The 16,722-nt window shown below is 41.5% G+C and carries 9 protein-coding genes; 4 read left to right on the forward strand and 5 right to left on the reverse strand.

Going from position 1 to position 16,722, the window contains the following annotated elements; genetic code table 11:
* Positions 1-5: 5 nt before the first annotated feature.
* The 4 genes from GJV22_RS00750 to GJV22_RS00765 form a co-directional block, all read right to left on the reverse strand.
* Positions 6-1,691 (reverse strand): fasciclin domain-containing protein, encoded by a 1,686-nt coding sequence (locus GJV22_RS00750; protein ID WP_163707309.1) that lies wholly within the window; start codon positions 1,689-1,691, stop codon positions 6-8.
* A 15-nt stretch (positions 1,692-1,706) separates the two neighbouring features.
* A complete protein-coding gene (locus tag GJV22_RS00755; protein WP_163707312.1) occupies positions 1,707-3,260 on the reverse strand; it encodes a RagB/SusD family nutrient uptake outer membrane protein in 1,554 nt (517 codons plus the stop codon).
* Between the two features lie 16 nt (positions 3,261-3,276).
* Entirely contained in the window at positions 3,277-6,546 is a 3,270-nt protein-coding gene (locus tag GJV22_RS00760) for a SusC/RagA family TonB-linked outer membrane protein (protein WP_163707315.1), read from the reverse strand.
* Between the two features lie 113 nt (positions 6,547-6,659).
* Positions 6,660-8,918 (reverse strand): fasciclin domain-containing protein, encoded by a 2,259-nt coding sequence (locus GJV22_RS00765; RefSeq protein ID WP_163707318.1) that lies wholly within the window; start codon positions 8,916-8,918, stop codon positions 6,660-6,662.
* A gap of 983 nt (positions 8,919-9,901) precedes the next feature.
* On the opposite strand from GJV22_RS00765, the gene GJV22_RS00770 reads away from it, so the two are divergent.
* The gene (locus GJV22_RS00770) at positions 9,902-10,561 is read left to right on the forward strand and encodes a YkgJ family cysteine cluster protein (RefSeq protein ID WP_163707321.1); all 660 of its coding nucleotides are present in this window, start codon (positions 9,902-9,904) and stop codon (positions 10,559-10,561) included.
* Here GJV22_RS00770 and GJV22_RS00775 read toward each other — a convergent pair.
* Positions 10,558-10,977 (reverse strand): hypothetical protein, encoded by a 420-nt coding sequence (locus tag GJV22_RS00775; protein WP_163707324.1) that lies wholly within the window; start codon positions 10,975-10,977, stop codon positions 10,558-10,560. The two genes, GJV22_RS00770 and GJV22_RS00775, sit on opposite strands and share 4 nt — an antisense overlap.
* A gap of 146 nt (positions 10,978-11,123) precedes the next feature.
* Between GJV22_RS00775 and GJV22_RS00780 the strand changes: the two genes are divergently transcribed.
* The 3 genes from GJV22_RS00780 (at position 11,124) to GJV22_RS00790 (ending at position 16,709) form a co-directional block, all read left to right on the forward strand.
* A complete protein-coding gene (locus tag GJV22_RS00780) occupies positions 11,124-11,732 on the forward strand; it encodes an RNA polymerase sigma factor (RefSeq protein WP_163707328.1) in 609 nt (202 codons plus the stop codon).
* A gap of 59 nt (positions 11,733-11,791) precedes the next feature.
* Positions 11,792-12,976, forward strand: coding sequence for a FecR family protein (locus GJV22_RS00785; RefSeq protein ID WP_163707331.1), 1,185 nt, complete (start codon positions 11,792-11,794; stop codon positions 12,974-12,976).
* Positions 12,977-13,118: 142 nt separating this feature from the next.
* On the forward strand, positions 13,119-16,709 hold the full coding sequence (locus GJV22_RS00790; RefSeq protein WP_205461709.1) for a TonB-dependent receptor: 3,591 nt from the start codon (positions 13,119-13,121) through the stop codon (positions 16,707-16,709).
* Positions 16,710-16,722 lie beyond the last annotated feature (13 nt).

Here is a 16,722-nt window from a genome sequence, read left to right on the forward strand (position 1 = left end):
ATACATTATTCGTTAATAGGAGTAAATTTGATGTAATCCAATTGCAAACGATACTTGTCGTGACTGGTTGCTCTTGAATCCAGCAAGACGATTTTAAATTGATGAGAATCTGTAACATCAAAATCAACCTCATCAAATAAAACCATGTCATAGATTCCAACAGATGCGTTTGCTCCGTCGTACACGTAAACTTCATTGTCCGTTTCGTCCATGGAAACTTTACACAGACTACCGCCGGAAACAAATGGTGCCAAAGAACCAGCGCTGGCGTAGAACAATTCAACCTTATAGCGCCCTTTCAACACAACCGGTGTTTGCATACTCACATTACCCAAATACCCCAAGTTGACAATTAACATGTCGTGGTTTAAAGCTCCGTAGGAATTTGTTGCACCACCATCGCTTGTTTTGGTAACGAGGTAACCTAAATGAGGGTAGCTGGCCGCTGTACTGTATTCTTTCCAGGTGTAACTGGTCACAGCTTCTTCCGTGAATGAAATCCAATACTCAGAACCTTGAGCCGTCTGAAAGATATCACCCAATCCGTTGTCGGCGCCATAAGCATTTACAAACGAGGCAACATCATCGTAATCACACGGATCCCAAATAATGGTCATCGGACTTGGCGAGAAAACCGGCATATAATTGTCGACTTCGTGCAATACCCCATTCTTAGCCTGGTTGTCTGTTTTTCCGTCAACAAGGCCAATGCCTGTTGAAGTAGCATCGTCATAATTCACGTAGTACATACCATCAAAGTCATGAGTCGACAGAACTTGTTTGTCAGCGAGTGTACTCCAGATCGCAGTAGAATCCCCATCAGAAAATGTATACAGGTCTTCGATATATTTCGTGGATGAAACAATGTGGTAAGCGACATATTGATAAAGGGCATTTTCCGGATTTTCATAATCGCTGGAGGCTCCAACCATGCCGGCTAAATCTGCCATTGTTGAAATTCCGTCGTTTCCGAAAGTTGCATCTGAAACCGGGAAAAAAGTGTAGTTTTTCTTTACAACTGTCGATCCGCCGTATTCATTCTGAACCGTGTCGTAAACAGTGCTTAACGTTTCGTCCCAGCCGGTAGCTTCAACGGCTTGCTTAATGATTGAATAATCGGCATTTTCAACCAAACGATCGTAAACGGTTTCAACCAACGGTGTTAAAACATCATCTAAAGTATATACATAGCCGTTGGTTACTTCGTTGGCAAACTCATTAACAAGCGCTTCGTCGTTAACGTAAACCGAGTTAATACCACCTTCCGAAGTATCACTGTCGTCGAATGAAACAGAAAGATAATCACCCGAAATTGTTGCTTGTGTTAGCTTTCCTCCAAGTAAAAACTCTTTTTGCGAAACTTCTCCTTCAATAACATGATACTTAACCAGTGCTTTCGCATAGGATTTGGTCATGTCCGTCACCGCAGACAGTCCTCTTTTTTCGAGAAAAGCAGCTACAGCATCGTTATCCGGAACAAACAGCGTAAAGGTTTTGCTGGCTTGGTTTATTGCGTTGTACATGTCGGCATACTGCAGAATCTCAATCCATGATGAAAATTCATCCTGACGAGTTTCCAGGTAAGTAGCAGCCGGATATAAATTGTACACCACAAAATTGTCATTTTCATATGGGTCGTTACACGAGAACAACAGTAAAAACACCATACTTAATAGCAAATATTTTTTCATAATCTTGGCTTCCTTTTAGTTTAATACATCATAATAAGGATTCTGCACAAGTTTTCTGTTGTTTTCCAGTTCACTTGTTTCAATCGGCAGGTAGATCGCATCGTCGTTATTCAATACAGAGCGAATCCAAGCTGGATTAGCCGTGTTGTTATAGTCGACAACCATATCAATCAGGAATCGGTTACGGTAAGTATACCCATCGCGCTTGCCTAAACGAACCAGGTCATACCAACGTTTTCCTTCGCCGGCTAATTCCATATTGCGTTCGTGCAATACTAATTCCAACATATCTCCTTCACTCAATTCTTCCAATACAGGTTCGAGGATTGGAAGATTAGAGCGGGTTCTAATTTCGTTAATCAGGTCGATGGCTACACTCCAACTCTCCGTATCAGAGCTCATCGATATCAACGCTTCAGCTTTCATCAACATGATGTCTGCAACCCGGTATATAATGTAATTGGGGTCTTGCTCGTTCACACTATTACGAACCTGATCCTGCAAACCAATACCACTGTATTTCCAGATATAGCCAGTCGTTGCATCCGGGTAATTATCAGCTGATGATACATCAGCAACATAACCACCATAGAGCGTACGAACGGCATCGTTAGCTCCGGTTAAGTTGGTTTCGTCAATCCAGTCCGTTAACATTTGCCCTGTATAATAGTAAAGAGGGCTACCATTTCCGAACATCGTTGCCAAACTGTTGGTCTGGTCATAAGTTCCCTGGTCCCAGTTGATCTCGAAGATTGAGCCGTTACTGTTTCCGGGGTAAAATAGTTCATACCATTTGGTAGGGTCTGTTACCAGTACCGGACGGAAAGAAGATGTAGCATCTAATATTTCGTTACAGTGTAGAATCGCTGCATCATATTCTTCGTTCCAAAGACAAACATCAGCCATCAATGCATGCAATGCCCACTTAGTGGCCCGTCCTTTAGTGGCCCATTCGTCTTCGTATTTTTCTTTCGCAGCACCGGTCCCCAAAGCAACAGTTATATCTGCTTTAATCTGAGCAATAATTTCCGCTTCCGATGATTTTTCCCTTTCGTAACTGATCCTGTCGGTTTCGTAGGGTTCGGTAATCAGCGGAGCATCGCGCCAGTTGCGAATGATGTAGAAATAACTCAAAGCTCTCAGGTAGTAGGCTTCTGTCAGGTAAGAGTTCATAACCGCCTCGTCGAAGGTTTCATCGCGTTGCAAAACAGCTTCGGCATTGGCAATAACTGAATTCGCCATATTGATTACCTTATACAAAGGAGCCCAGGTACACATGTAGTAGTCGTCAGGAGTCACCTGAAAAGACTGTAAATCACCGCCGGTTACATTACCTCCAACTGGCGTGTAGATAGCTCCGGCTCTTAGTTCACCCCAGCGGACCAGGTAAGGCACCGCGTCGCGTAAGTAAACATATCCCGAAGCCAACACGGATTCTACTTCTTCTTTTGAGGTCCAGTATTCGTCGCTTACCTGTTCGTTTTCAGGCAGGACAGTCAGCCAATCACTACACGATGTAAGCTGAAAGGCCAGGATTGCTAATAAAACTATGTATTTAAACTTTTTCATAAATTCGAATCCTCCATTAGAAGTTAATATTCACACCAAGAGCAAAACGTCTTGAGATAGGTGTATTGGACTCATCTTTTACCAAAGCATTGGTTGCACTCGGCATTTTCACCTCCGGATCTTGTCCGGCATATTTTGTCCAGGTAAATAAGTCGTATCCTGTCACGAAAACGTTCAGGTTCGACATGCCCAACTTATGAACGAAATCCCGAGGCATGTTGTAACTTAATGATAGAGTTTTCAGACGGATGTAAGAGGCATCTTCCACAAAGCGGTCTGAACCAAGGAAGTTATATCCGTAGTTGTACAACGCTCTTGGAATATCGGTGTTATCACCTTCGCTTCTCCATCTTTTCAAAGTAGCCGTACTCTGGTTATCGCGAGAGTACATTGACTCACTGTTCATTCTTCCCTGGTTAATTACCTTTTGTCCGGCACGACCGTGGAAGAAAGTCGTTAAAGTCCACGCTTTATATTTCACCTGGAAACCACCACCACCGGTGAATACCGGCATACTGTTACCCAGGTATACAATATCGTATTGGTTAATTACACCGTCATTGTTCGTGTCTGTGTATTTGGCATCACCAGGATACACTTCCAGCTGTCCGTTTTGAGTGACAATTGGACTACCCTCAATATCATTCATGATATTTCCGCCAGCATCGCGTGCATAGGTCTCTTCAACATTCTGGTAGACTCCTTCGTATTTGTAGCCATAGAATGAACCAACCGGCACACCGGTTTCCAAACGTTGCGCGTAGTTTCCGTTTCCGAAGGTGTATGCTTCCTGTGTCAGGTTATCCGGAAGAGTTACAATTTTATTGACGTTACGGTTGATGTTGGCATTAACCGAAACGCGCCAGTCTGTATTTTTGAAGATCTCGTAGTTAACACGTAATTCAATACCGGTATTGGTAATCTCACCCGAGTTGTACCATTTAATGGTCGTGAAACCAGTAGATGCCGGAATTTTCACATCCTTTTGTAACAGATCATCTGTTTTCTTCTTGTACCAGTCGAAGGTAAAGGTGAATTTATTGTCCATGAAAATGAAGTCTGCACCGAAGTCAAGTTCGCGCGACGTTTCCCATTTCAGATTATCCAGCTGGATTTTGATTGGCGCAATCGCCGTCATATCCATGTAATTTTCGCCTAATGCCTGGAATGATCCAATGTAAGGAGATGCTCCGCTCGGTGAGCGACCTGAAGCCCCGTAACTCAAACGAACTTTGGCTTGATCAACCCATCCCAAACTTTTAATAAACTCCTCTTCCTGGGCTTGCCACGCTAAACCCACTGCAGGGAACATACCAAACCGTTCTGATTTACCCAAGCTTGAGTTTCCTTCGTAGTTCACAGTAGCGTTAAGCATATAACGCTCCATAAAAGTATAGTGAGCATTTAAGATTGCTGATATTGAGCGGGTCTCAGACGAACCAGAACCTGCACCAACCACTGCACCTCCTGTGGTCGGATCGGCCAACCCTGCTGAGGCGGCCCCAGAAATAGCGCTATAATAGCTGGATCCCTGGTTTTGCTCGGTTCTCAATAAGCCCATGGCAACCAGGTTATGTTTCGATTCCCAGTCTTTGCGGAATAACAATTTGTTTTCGGTAATCAGGTTAAACCCATCCGAAACAGCATCGGTACTACGATTCGCATAAGTACTTACACCCGTTACACCGGTGGCAACTTGAGGCAAGAACTTTTCATTGCGGTTAGTGCTTAACTTCATACTGGTATAACCGGTATAAGTCAGTTCAGGAGTCATATAATAATTCAAACGGAAAGTGATCCGGTTTTCGCGAATTGACGAAGTGTTGAACCCTTCATTAACCAGAGCAACCGGGTTATAATTTTTCTGTCCGGTAAACGCTCCCTGGAATTCATCCGAATTCTGGCGAGAAAAGTATTCATTGGTCCGTTCACCCGTTGCCTCATCAATCCAGTATGGACTTTTATTGGGCATTTTTGCCATCGCTTCACCACGTGCATTACGCCAACTGCTGGCTCCACTGTCGTAGTTGGCGTTTTTTTCTGTTTGCGTAAAACTGTAATCTACATCAACACGTAATTTCTGTGAAAAGTTATAGTTGATACTCAACAGCGAAGTAAAACGATCCAGTGACGTTCCGATTGTTGTTCCCTGGTCATTCAGATAACCTACTGAAAAACGGTAAATCGCTTTATCACCACCACCCGACATTGAGAAGTTGTTATCTGTTATAATAGAAGTTCGGCGAACCTCGTCCAGCCAATTTGTATTTTGGTTGTACTCATCGAAATAACGCCAGTTCGGGCTGTAGTTGATTTCAGGTGTATCGAACAGCAATGACAACAAGTCCTGAGAATTTGACAATCCCCGTGCGTTCGCTGTGTTCCAGATGGCATCCTGCATTAAAGCAACATACTGGTTACCGTCCAGCATTGGAATTGGATCCGGCTCGAAACGGGTTGTAACCTTAGATGAAAAGTTAAATCTTGTTTTTCCGCGAGCACCTTTTTTGGTGGTAATCATCAAAACACCGTTACCACCTTTAGTACCCCAAATGGCTGTCGCCGCAGCATCTTTCAACACTTCAATCGATTCGATATCAGTTGGAGCAATATTCACCAATTGACCAAAGTCCTCAGCATTTGCCGTCGCGAAGCTAAAGTCATCATCAACAGTTGTTGAATAAGGAATACCGTCAATTACGATCAATGGATCAGCTGAGGCATTCAGCGTACTCGTACCACGAATACGGATTGAACTTTTGGCACCGGGGTCACCACCCGAGATAATGTCCACTCCACCTAATTGTCCCTGCAGAGCTTCTTCCAGTGTGTTCACCGGCGAAACGGCCATAATCTCATCCATTTCGACGCGCTGTGTTGCAGCTGTTTGTTGCTTTTGAGTAATACCGGTTACACGGTCGACATGGCGTCCCTGAACGACAACTTCGGTAACCTGTCTGTCTTCCGACTCCAACACAACATCGATGGTTGGCTGACCGGTATATTCAATTTTTTTACTCTTTAAACCAATGAAGGAGAAAATAATACTCAAATTATCTTCATTGGTCGGAACGCGAAAGTTGTACTCTCCGCTGGGTCCAGTTGCGACACCGGTCAGGAAGCGGTTTTGGTCGTTGGCCACCACCACGTTTGCCCCGGGTATGGGTTGCTTTTCTCCATTAACCATTTCAAAAACCCGACCGGACAGAACTTTGGAAGTCTGCGCCTGAAGTATTCCCGAAAACAGGAGTAAAAAGACGATGATTAAATATTTTGTTTTATTCATAGTGAATCGGTTTCATGAGAAATACTAATTTTTCTAACAGCAGATAATTTGCCTGTCAACTGAGTGATCTGGGTATTATTATTTGACCAAGTCATAATCCAATCGTTTTGTGATTAAAGTACTCCGTCAATGTAATGAACGCCACCGTCTCCGTATGAAAATGGGAAGTAGTCGAAGTCCGGAATGACATCAACAACCGGAGTCTCACCTTTTTCGAAAAGGTCCATTCCGAGTTGAACACTCAATGATGATCCGTCATCGATGATATTCAAAGGTGCATTGAAAATAGAAGTACCATCACTGGTCAACAACGAAGTACCATATTCACCATTGACTCCAGAACCGACATAAGGGTATGTAGTCATCCCGTTGTCCTCCGTTGGAACAAAATAACAAGCCAGGTATGATTTTAATAAACCTTGATTTGAAACTGTTCCATCCGTCTCAACACCAGGAATCTTCCCGGCGGCGATTGCTGTCACAATTGCATCGTTAGTCGGAACAAAAGCCACACAACGTACACCATTCAGGAAATTAATTGTACCATCGGCTGAATTTACAGCACCGGCATCGCGCAACAACTTAGAAAACTGATAGTAGTCGTAAGTCGCATCCTGGGTAATTGCCAAACGATACTGCATTGAGCTGGTTGACAACAGCGGTCTGAAAATCTCAGGACTCGCATAAGTATATGCTTTTCCGTTCGTCCAATCAGAACCATTGTAGTTTGTCTTCGTCAAACCATAAAAATCTACTGAGGCTGATGGGTTCTCAAAATATTCGTTATACAGCACGCTTGTTGTTATTTCTCCATCTTTCACATACCAATAAGTGTAAGGAATGTTCGTCCGAAGAACCTGGGTTCCACTGGTTGAGATAGCCTGATTACCGGTTACTGTATGCAAGTTTACGGTTTGAATCATGGCTGAAGTACTCATTGCAGCATAGTCACCATCATCAGACGACCACAACTCTTCTCCCTCCAGGCCCATTCCGCCATTCAGCATTTGTGTTGTATCCGGAATCAACATGGTGAAGTTAGCTTCGTTACTTGAAAGGCTAACCAAAAGATCTGTTGGATCAAGCATATATAAATACCAGGAAAGATTTTTGTAACGGAAAGCTGGTCCGGTTACAGAACTGTACATGCCCGGTGGCACCAATTCTTCTAAACCGTAGAAAACACCGTTTTGACAAACAACCCTGTTTTCTGCAGGAACTGCATTTACATCAAAATTGATGACTGCGTCGAAACTGTTAATCACTTCTCCGTTTGTAATTTCCTCGGGGAAGACAATGGCATCAGCGTAATAACTATTCTGGATTAAATACCGAATAGCAATGCTATTCACGTCGCTCAATGAGCTATATCCTCCAGGTATCCAGTAGTCAGTCATAAACGCATCGAAGGCTGCATTTGAAGGAGCAAAAGTACTGTAAGCCAAGCCGGAATTCGCCTGAATAGCCCGATAATTCGAAACTGGCCATTCCGCAGCAATATTGGCTAACGGATATTCGTGCAAGTGGCGATATAAATCGGTTCCGTTTCCGAAGTCAGTTGTCAGCTGATCGTCGAGCTCGTAATACTCATACGAGTCGTATAATTCCAAATAAGTCGAATACTCAGGTCTGTTTTCCAATTCTGTGTGAATGGTATTCAATGGTTCAACAACCTGATTAACGAGATATAAGTATCCATTACTTGCAATGATTTCATATTCAGATACCGAAGCGTTTGAAACGTTAAATCCCTGACTGCCTGTCCAAGTTGAATTCGAATAGAAATACTCATAGTTATAAGTTGCATCTATATTCTTTGTATCGAACATTCTGTAGGAAAATACCGGCAACATGGCCTCGTTGTGATAGACTAAAACATCAACACCATCGGTGTCCTGTTCCATCGTTGGTGCCTCGTAACTGCGCGTACGATGTTTATAATATAAACCGGCAGCAAAATCTGTCTCTTCTTCCGTTGCTCCGTCACCATCTGCTGGTCTGAAGTTCACAAGCTTGTCTTGTGAGTAAGAATAATACATCAAGTGAAATCCGATTAGTTTTTGAAGTTCACCTTCCGTAAAATCTGCAATGGATGTTTTACCTTCCTGCGACAGGTAGGCAGCAAAAGCTTCATCGTCCGGAGCCATAACGGTCACCAAACTCTTGCCTTCCAAAATTGGTCTAAATCCGGCTAAATCGGCACCTTCCAGAAAAATGGAATAATTTCCCCGACCTTCAAGCACCTCCCAGGCACTACCTTTTAACCAGTCCGGAGCAGCATAATGCTTATCCATTTCGTTTTCACAGGAAAACAAAACGAGTACAAGCATTAAAACGCTCAGAATTTTTGTCAAACTTTTTGTTTTTTTCATAAGCATTTAAATAGTTAGATCAGCATAGCTATAAAATTTGTTTTGGGTTCTGATTCGTTTAAAAACCTAATAATCTAAGCATTAGATTAAAACTACATGCTTACAAAATCCGACAGTTGGGCAATAGCAGATAAGGATCTTTAATTCAGCTTATGCGATTAATCAAACAACTACCTTTGAAGAGCTAGTTTTCAAAAACCGTCAGAAGATTCTGAATACAGATCGATACTTACAAATTACATGTTTGATCTATTTCTGAACCAAACAAAGCACAACAACCGGAAATTGAATGCACAATTCCGCTAAGCTTTAAATTTTGATTCTCGAAATAAAAATTGGATTTGATTTTCTATCAAATTTTCGGGACGACACTCCCGGTGAAGTTGATTTGCCGATGTCTTCATACATCAACAGAACGGTTCCGTCATGCGGAACTCTGTTCATAAACGAGTTTTTCATTGTAGTAGTAGTGTAGTAGTTAAAAAAAATAAATATATCTAAAGTTCTATCTTACTTTTCGCAAGGAAAATATTCACTTCGTATATCAGTAATTTGAGTCAGGGAATTAATAATCAATTAGACTATGTCAGTTTACCTGTTTCAAAATGTCAAATTTGCAATCAAAAACGAAAGCTTCTTTGACACTAGTTTAGTTCAATGCGAATATCAACATTCAAAATCATAAAAACAAATTAATTTTAACTGAATGTTAGAAATCGTCAAATATCCCTTTTCAACAAAACTAGCTAAGCAGCTCATAAACAACACACAAACACGCACGAACACAACAAGAGCAAAAGCGTACTAAATACTTTTATCTGGGTTCACATGGCAAACTTGTATTTACAAGTAACTATTAGCTGCACTTTTGACCGATCAATTTTTGTGTAAACACCTAATATAAGCACCGCGTCTACCATTTCTAATCATTAATGCGAAAGTCTGAATGAATATTGTAATTTAGCAACATAAAATTTGCGATTATGAGTCTGGAGAATCTCACGGAACACGAGAAATTATTTTTTGACGACGGTTTCCAGTTAGGAAAACAAGCGGCAGAGAACAAAACGAATGAAAAAGCATTTTTAGATTGCGTTAATGAAGCCTACAAAGCCATCGATGGATTAATTGACTCCATTTTGGCAATGGCTAAAAAAGAAAACGTAACGGTAGACTGTAAGAACGGATGCGCATATTGTTGCCATCAAGCTGTCTATGCCAATTCCTTTGAACTCCATTACCTGGGAAATTTCATTTCTCAAAATTTCACTCCTGATCAACAGGAAGAAGTAAAAAAGAAGGCGAAAGAAAAAAAAGCGACGACTGAAAAACTTTCGCATGAAGAAGTATTGAAATACAAAAGTCCTTGCCCACTGTTAAAAAACGGTTCATGCACGGTCTATGCAGCGCGCCCGATGGCTTGCCGTATTTATTTATCAATGAAACTAAATACCTGCATCGAATTTTATAAGAATCCAGATAATTCGGACAATTACCCGCTGCTACTTGAATTTCCGCTGACAGCAGGAAGAATGATGAACGAAGGCTTTTCTGCTGCCCTAAAAGAATCTGGTATTGAGATCGCTGAATTCAGGTTAGAAGATGGTCTTTCAACGGTGTTAACCAATGGTGCGAAACTTTAATACTTTATCTTAACCTCGAGGTTTACTATTTTATCTCTCCTGACCATTGAATAATCAGAACTTTGACGGTCAACATATTGCAACAACCACAGCGCTTTTTGGTAATACAATTCTTTACGAAGCAAAGTTTGATGTTCTAAAGCATGGTCTCCTAACAGATGAAAAACTTCGGACAATTGTTCATAATGTTGCTCTGCCAGCAAATTTTCTTCCATTAAACTGATAAATGGAGCGTTCTCCATAAACAGAAGATCTTCCAGCTCCCAGCCAAACTGTACTGTCAAAGCATCCTTGGCTTCACTAAGCATCTGGTCTTCTTCGTTTTCTAGTTCATGCAATCTCAAACGTCCGAGCAACTTCGCGATAAAAAGTCCAATCTCGTTAATTTGATCCATTAAATAATCCCTTCTTTCCATACAATCGAATTTGCCTTTTTAAAGTTAGATAACTTTTTGAATTACTCCCACCAATCTTATCACAAAGCAGCTTTCAATTTAACAAATAATTCCTTGTGAAACCCGAGGAATGTTATATTTGCAACAATGTAAACCTGAAAGAGCACATGCCAGATAAAAATACTCGTGCAGATGATTACACTTGGCAAGCCTTTCTGAATGGGAACGAAAGTGCTTTTACGCAACTGTACAACCAATATGCTAAGAATCTTTTCTCTTACGGAAAGAAATTCAATATTGATGACCAGTTGGTAGACGACGCTGTGCAGGAAGTATTCGTTGACCTGTTTTTGAAGCGCAAAAAGCTTGCCGGCGGCATTAAAGATCTGAAAGCTTATTTATTTGTATCCCTAAAGAATAACCTGCTCAAAAAAATCGAGAAAAAGAAAAGGCTTCCAACGCTTGGGTTAGACAATTTCAGCAACCTGAATTTCAATATTGAATACGATCCGCAGGAGAATATCATCAGTTCTGAAGATCAAAAAGAGACGAATGAAAGATTATCTGAAGCAATTGGGCAATTATCAAAAAAACAAAAAGAGATTATTTACCTCAAATTTGAAGAGGAATTAGACTACCCTGAGTTAGCTCAAGTACTCCAAATTGGAGTTGAATCGGCTCGAAAGCAGATCTACAGAGCCATGAAATCGCTTCGAAAATCACTTGACTACAAGGATCTTAACACACTAATTGCTTTTTTTATTAAAAAAAGTTAAAAAATTCCGTCCATGTTTCTGCTGTTTGGAGACCATATACCTGGTAACGAACACAAACTATGGATAAATTTCTAACCTATCTCGAAAACACTGATTTTGTGCGCTGGGTGTATGCGCCTTCCAAACGCAATACTCGTTACTGGGAAGAATTTCAAAAGAACAATCCTGAAGAGATCGAACTTATTCGTGAAGCCAGGATCATTCTACTTCAGTTAAAATCAAAGCAAGAATTTTCTGTCAGCCGAATTGAATCAGCGCTTCCAGAGATCTTGAAAAAAATCAACAAAAAGAAACAAATCCAAAAAGCAAAACATTTCGCTTTAACAGGTTTCAGGTATGCGGCCATCGCGATCCTGTTTTTTGGCATTGGTTTGTTTTTCATGCAGGGCAAATACCGTTCTGCTCTTGACGATATGAGCCGTCAATTTGCGAATATTTCATACTACAATGGAGAAGTGTGCCGGCTCGTGTTGGCCGATGGTAAAAACATTATTATCAACGAGAAACTTTCGCAGGTTCATTATAGCCCAAAAGGGACAATCATTATTGATCAAAAAGATACTATTCCGCAAAACATCGACAGTGACAATCTGATGAACCAACTAATTGTGCCTTACGGTAAGAACTCATCGATCACTTTAGCCGATGGAACTGTTGCCTTTTTAAACGCGGGGTCACGCTTAATCTTTCCGCCGGTTTTTGAGGGAAAAACACGAGAAGTCTTTTTGGCTGGAGAAGGCTATTTTGATGTTGCTCATAACCCGGAGGTACCATTCATCGTAAAAACCACCGATTTAAACGTAACAGCTGTTGGTACAAGCTTTAATGTTGCGGCTTATCCTACTGAAAGCAAAATTGAAGTTGTCTTAGCAGAGGGAAGAGTCAACATTAACAAAAACGAGTTTACGATTTTTCAATCAATTACCGACATGGCCCCCAATGATATGATCTGTTTCAATAAAACAACAAATGAAATGGATTTGAAAAAGGTTATCACCGAAAACTATACATCATGGCATTTGGGATATATCAATTTCGAAAGCGTTGAACTACACAAAATTATTACCAAACTCGAACGCTACTACGATGTCAACATATTTATCGAAAATTCTGAGATCGCACAAAAAAAGATAACCGGAAAACTGAAACTCAAGGATGACATTGACGAAATGCTCCGTGTTTTATCTGTCACATCAACACTCAAAATCAAGAAAATTAATCAGCACGAATATCTCTTAAATTAAAAAGCCGGTCGGTGCGGCAACACCTCCCAGCTTTAAAAAGTCAAATTACTTTTTACTAATAACTAAACGTAACAAACTTATGAAAAAATCACGAATGGGTGATCCTTTTGCGAGAAAGGGTTCCAGGTTAATTCTACGAAAAATGAAACTTACTTTTCTCTTTTCATTCCTGGTATTTCTAACCAGTTGGGGAAATTCCTACTCCCAGAATTCAATGCTAAATCTGAAACTTAAGGATGCTCCCGTTCAGGAAGTCATTCAACAAATCGAAGATCAAACTGATTTCTTCTTTTTGTATCAGGATGCGGTCCTGGCCGGACAACGAGTAACAATTGATGCACAGGATGCTACATTGGAAAACATACTTGAGCAGGTTGCTCGTCAAGCCGGTATCACTTACGAAGTTTCTGATCGCCAAATTATTCTCAAAGGAAAAACAGGTAATCAAGTGTATTCCGAAACACAACAATCGAAAACAATTACCGGCGTGATTACAGCCGGAGACGGCGAACCCATTCCCGGTGCAACCGTTGTTGTTAAAGGGACTAGCAATGGTACGATAACCGATTTTGACGGGAAGTACACCATCAGCGATGTTCCGGCTGATGCCATCCTTCAAATTTCATTTGTTGGTATGAAAATGCTGGAAATATCGGTTGCCGGAAAAACACAAATCAACGTGGTATTGGAAGAAGAAACAATCGGCTTGGAAGAAGTTGTTGCCATTGGTTACGGCGTTGTTAAAAAGAAAGACTTAACCGGTGCTGTTTCCTCTGTTAAAAGTGAAGAATTAAAACAAAACCCGGTTGCTAACGTTGCCCAGGCCCTCCAGGGTAAGCTATCGGGTGTTTCGGTTATATCTCAGGACGGTCGTCCGGGAGCAGAGGTAAACATTCGGATTCGTGGTGGAGGTTCCATCACCCAGTCAAACGATCCATTGGTTGTCGTTGACGGCGTTCCCGGCGTTTCATTAAGTAGTATCCCTGCCGATCAAATTGAATCAATCGACGTATTGAAGGATGCCTCTTCTACCGCTATTTACGGAGCCAGAGGTGCAAACGGCGTAATTTTGGTAACCACAAAAGGGTTGAATACAAAAAAAGGAACGACCCAGGTTTCTTACAGCAGCTACGCCCAGTATAAAGAAGTAGCCAAAACTAATGATGTTTTAAATGCCCAGGAATATCTCTTGCATCAATGGAGTTATATGACTGCTTTCGGTGGTGCTGCTGTCGATGCGATGCCAAGTTACTATGGATTGGGATCCGAATATGGTAACCATTATGCCGACTATGCCAATGTTCCTGTTCATGACTACACCCAGGACCTGTTAAGAAACGTGTGGAGCCAGGAACATAACATCAGTGTTTCAAGTGCCACAGATAAAACGACCATTTCTTTTAACTTAAACATGATCGACGATCAGGGGATCAAGATTAAATCAGGCTACAAACGTTACAATGCACGCCTGAAAATGGAACACCAGCTGTATGACGATGTAAAACTTGGATTCATCGTTAACTATCAGCAAAATCGCACAGAAGGACGAGAAAGTACCACAAACGGTGTAGGTTCACTCTTGTCCAGCGCCTATTTGTTTAGCCCGATTGATGCTGAATACATTAAAGGACATGGCGATCTGACACAAGCGGCCGGGTTTGGTAATGGCGACGTCAATTTAGATCCAACATACGATCCATATAAACGAACAATGGATATCGAAGACATCACTGATAAAAATGGATTCTATGGTGTTGGCTATATTAACTGGGATATTATTGACGGGGTGACCTTTAGGTCTGAATTTGAAGCAGGAAGAGGCAACTCTGAACAGCATTATTATGACGCCGGCGTTGCTTTTGCTGATGAAAATAACAGGATCCGGGATAGAGGAGCTACCTTAACATTGAAAAGAAGCCATTCTTACCGTTCTGCGACAACCTTAAACTGGCAAGTTAAAAACCTTGGCGAAGACCATAATATGTCGGTATTAGGTGGTTTTGAAGCGATAAAATCACAAGATACAGAATCAGAAATGAGTAGTTGGGGTATGCCGGCAAACTTTGATTTCGAAACAGCGATAGCCAAAATCCAATTTGCCCAATATGCCAATTACGATGAAGCAAGTGGACTTTATGCGATTGACAAAAATCAATTTTACTACTACAATAATATAGATGCCGCATCTACCACGACTTCCTTTTTCGGCCGATTCAATTATGGGTACAAAGACCGTTATCTTTTCACAGCTACGATGCGTGCTGACGGATCATCTAATTTCGCACCCAATAAGCGTTGGGGGTATTTCCCGGCAGGTGCATTTGCATGGAGAATGTCTGACGAACCCTTTATGGCGAACACGCAAAACTGGCTCGACAACTTGAAGCTGCGTTTATCAATCGGTACTGCCGGTTCTGATAACATTCCGTATGATGCATGGAACGCCCTTTATGAGGTAAACTTTGCGGATAACGGGTCTATAACCTACGATCCTAAAGGTGTATTGCCAAATCCTGATCTGAAATGGGAGACCACCATCTCAAGAAACCTTGGTATTGACTACGGTGTATTTAATGGCCGCATTTATGGTGCCGTTGAAGTGTACTGGAATACGACAAAAGACCTGTTAGGTCAGGTACCGGTTAATCCAACAACAGGGTTCACCAGCCAATACCAAAATGTTGGTCAAACATCGAACAAAGGGATCGAGATTTCATTGGGAGCGGATATTATCCGTCGAGATGATTTCACATTAAGCTTTAACGCGACTTACAATTACAATAAGAACAATATCGACAAGTTGGCTGAAGGTATTATCACCGATTACGGGACAGACTGGAACTCGACATCAACGTATCCACGAAAAGAATTCTTATTTAAAGAAGGTACTCCTGTCGGTACTGTAATTGGTTATCAATATGACGGTTTCTATACACCGGATGACTTCGATTACAACGCTGGTACCGGACAATATACGTTGAAATCCGGCGTACCTTACTATGAAGGATTTAGTCAAATTGGTAACTATCCAAATCCATTCGACGTTGTTAATGGCGCCGGTGAAGCTATTGATGATCAAATTTTCCCAGGTGCTTTGAAAATAAAAGATGCCGACGGAAATGGTACAATCACACCGGATGATGCCGTTGAACTGGGAGAGATTATCCCTCGCCACACCGGTGGTTTTGGATTGAGTGCTTTTTACAAAGGCATCGATTTCAGTGCTAATTTCACCTATGCAATGGGAGGCCATGTGTATAATATTGCAAGCTTACTGAACACGACCGGTCGCAAAGACTATTCATTCGGAGCCAACCGCCTTGGATTCATTAGAGACGCTTACAAAGTATACGATGTAAACGCATCAGGCGACTTGGTTGCTGTAACCGACCCGGATGCATTAAATACGCTTAACGCAAATGCCAAATACCACTTACCATACCACGAATTTGGATTGACACTTGACAAGTGGTTTGAAAGTTCAGACTACCTGCGTTTGAATTCATTGACTGTTGGTTATACTTTACCAAAGCAGATTACTCAAAAAGCTAAAATTCAGAGACTGCGTTTTTATGTAACTGGAGGAAACTTATTCACCATTACTGGTTATTCGGGACTTGACCCCGAAGTGAACGCGAACGAATCAAAAGGATCATATCCAACTCCCGGACTTGACTTTGGTTCTTATCCGAGAGCAAGAACTTACACTTTTGGAGTAAATGTTGATTTTTAATTGAATTAGAAAA

Origin of the sequence: Mangrovibacterium lignilyticum (assembly GCF_010882175.1) — a bacterium.
Classification (GTDB): Bacteria; Bacteroidota; Bacteroidia; order Bacteroidales; family Prolixibacteraceae; genus Mangrovibacterium; species Mangrovibacterium lignilyticum.

Excerpts from the sequence above, each read along its gene's own strand:
- GJV22_RS00750 (WP_163707309.1), bottom strand. The coding sequence starts at position 1,691 with ATGAAAAAATATTTGCTATTAAGTATGGTGTTTTTACTGTTGTTCTCG.
- GJV22_RS00755 (WP_163707312.1), bottom strand. The coding sequence starts at position 3,260 with ATGAAAAAGTTTAAATACATAGTTTTATTAGCAATCCTGGCCTTTCAG.
- GJV22_RS00760 (WP_163707315.1), bottom strand. The coding sequence starts at position 6,546 with ATGAATAAAACAAAATATTTAATCATCGTCTTTTTACTCCTGTTTTCG.
- GJV22_RS00765 (WP_163707318.1), bottom strand. The coding sequence starts at position 8,918 with ATGAAAAAAACAAAAAGTTTGACAAAAATTCTGAGCGTTTTAATGCTT.
- GJV22_RS00770 (WP_163707321.1), top strand. The coding sequence starts at position 9,902 with ATGAGTCTGGAGAATCTCACGGAACACGAGAAATTATTTTTTGACGAC.
- GJV22_RS00775 (WP_163707324.1), bottom strand. The coding sequence starts at position 10,977 with ATGGAAAGAAGGGATTATTTAATGGATCAAATTAACGAGATTGGACTT.
- GJV22_RS00780 (WP_163707328.1), top strand. The coding sequence starts at position 11,124 with ATGCCAGATAAAAATACTCGTGCAGATGATTACACTTGGCAAGCCTTT.
- GJV22_RS00785 (WP_163707331.1), top strand. The coding sequence starts at position 11,792 with ATGGATAAATTTCTAACCTATCTCGAAAACACTGATTTTGTGCGCTGG.
- GJV22_RS00790 (WP_205461709.1), top strand. The coding sequence starts at position 13,119 with ATGAAACTTACTTTTCTCTTTTCATTCCTGGTATTTCTAACCAGTTGG.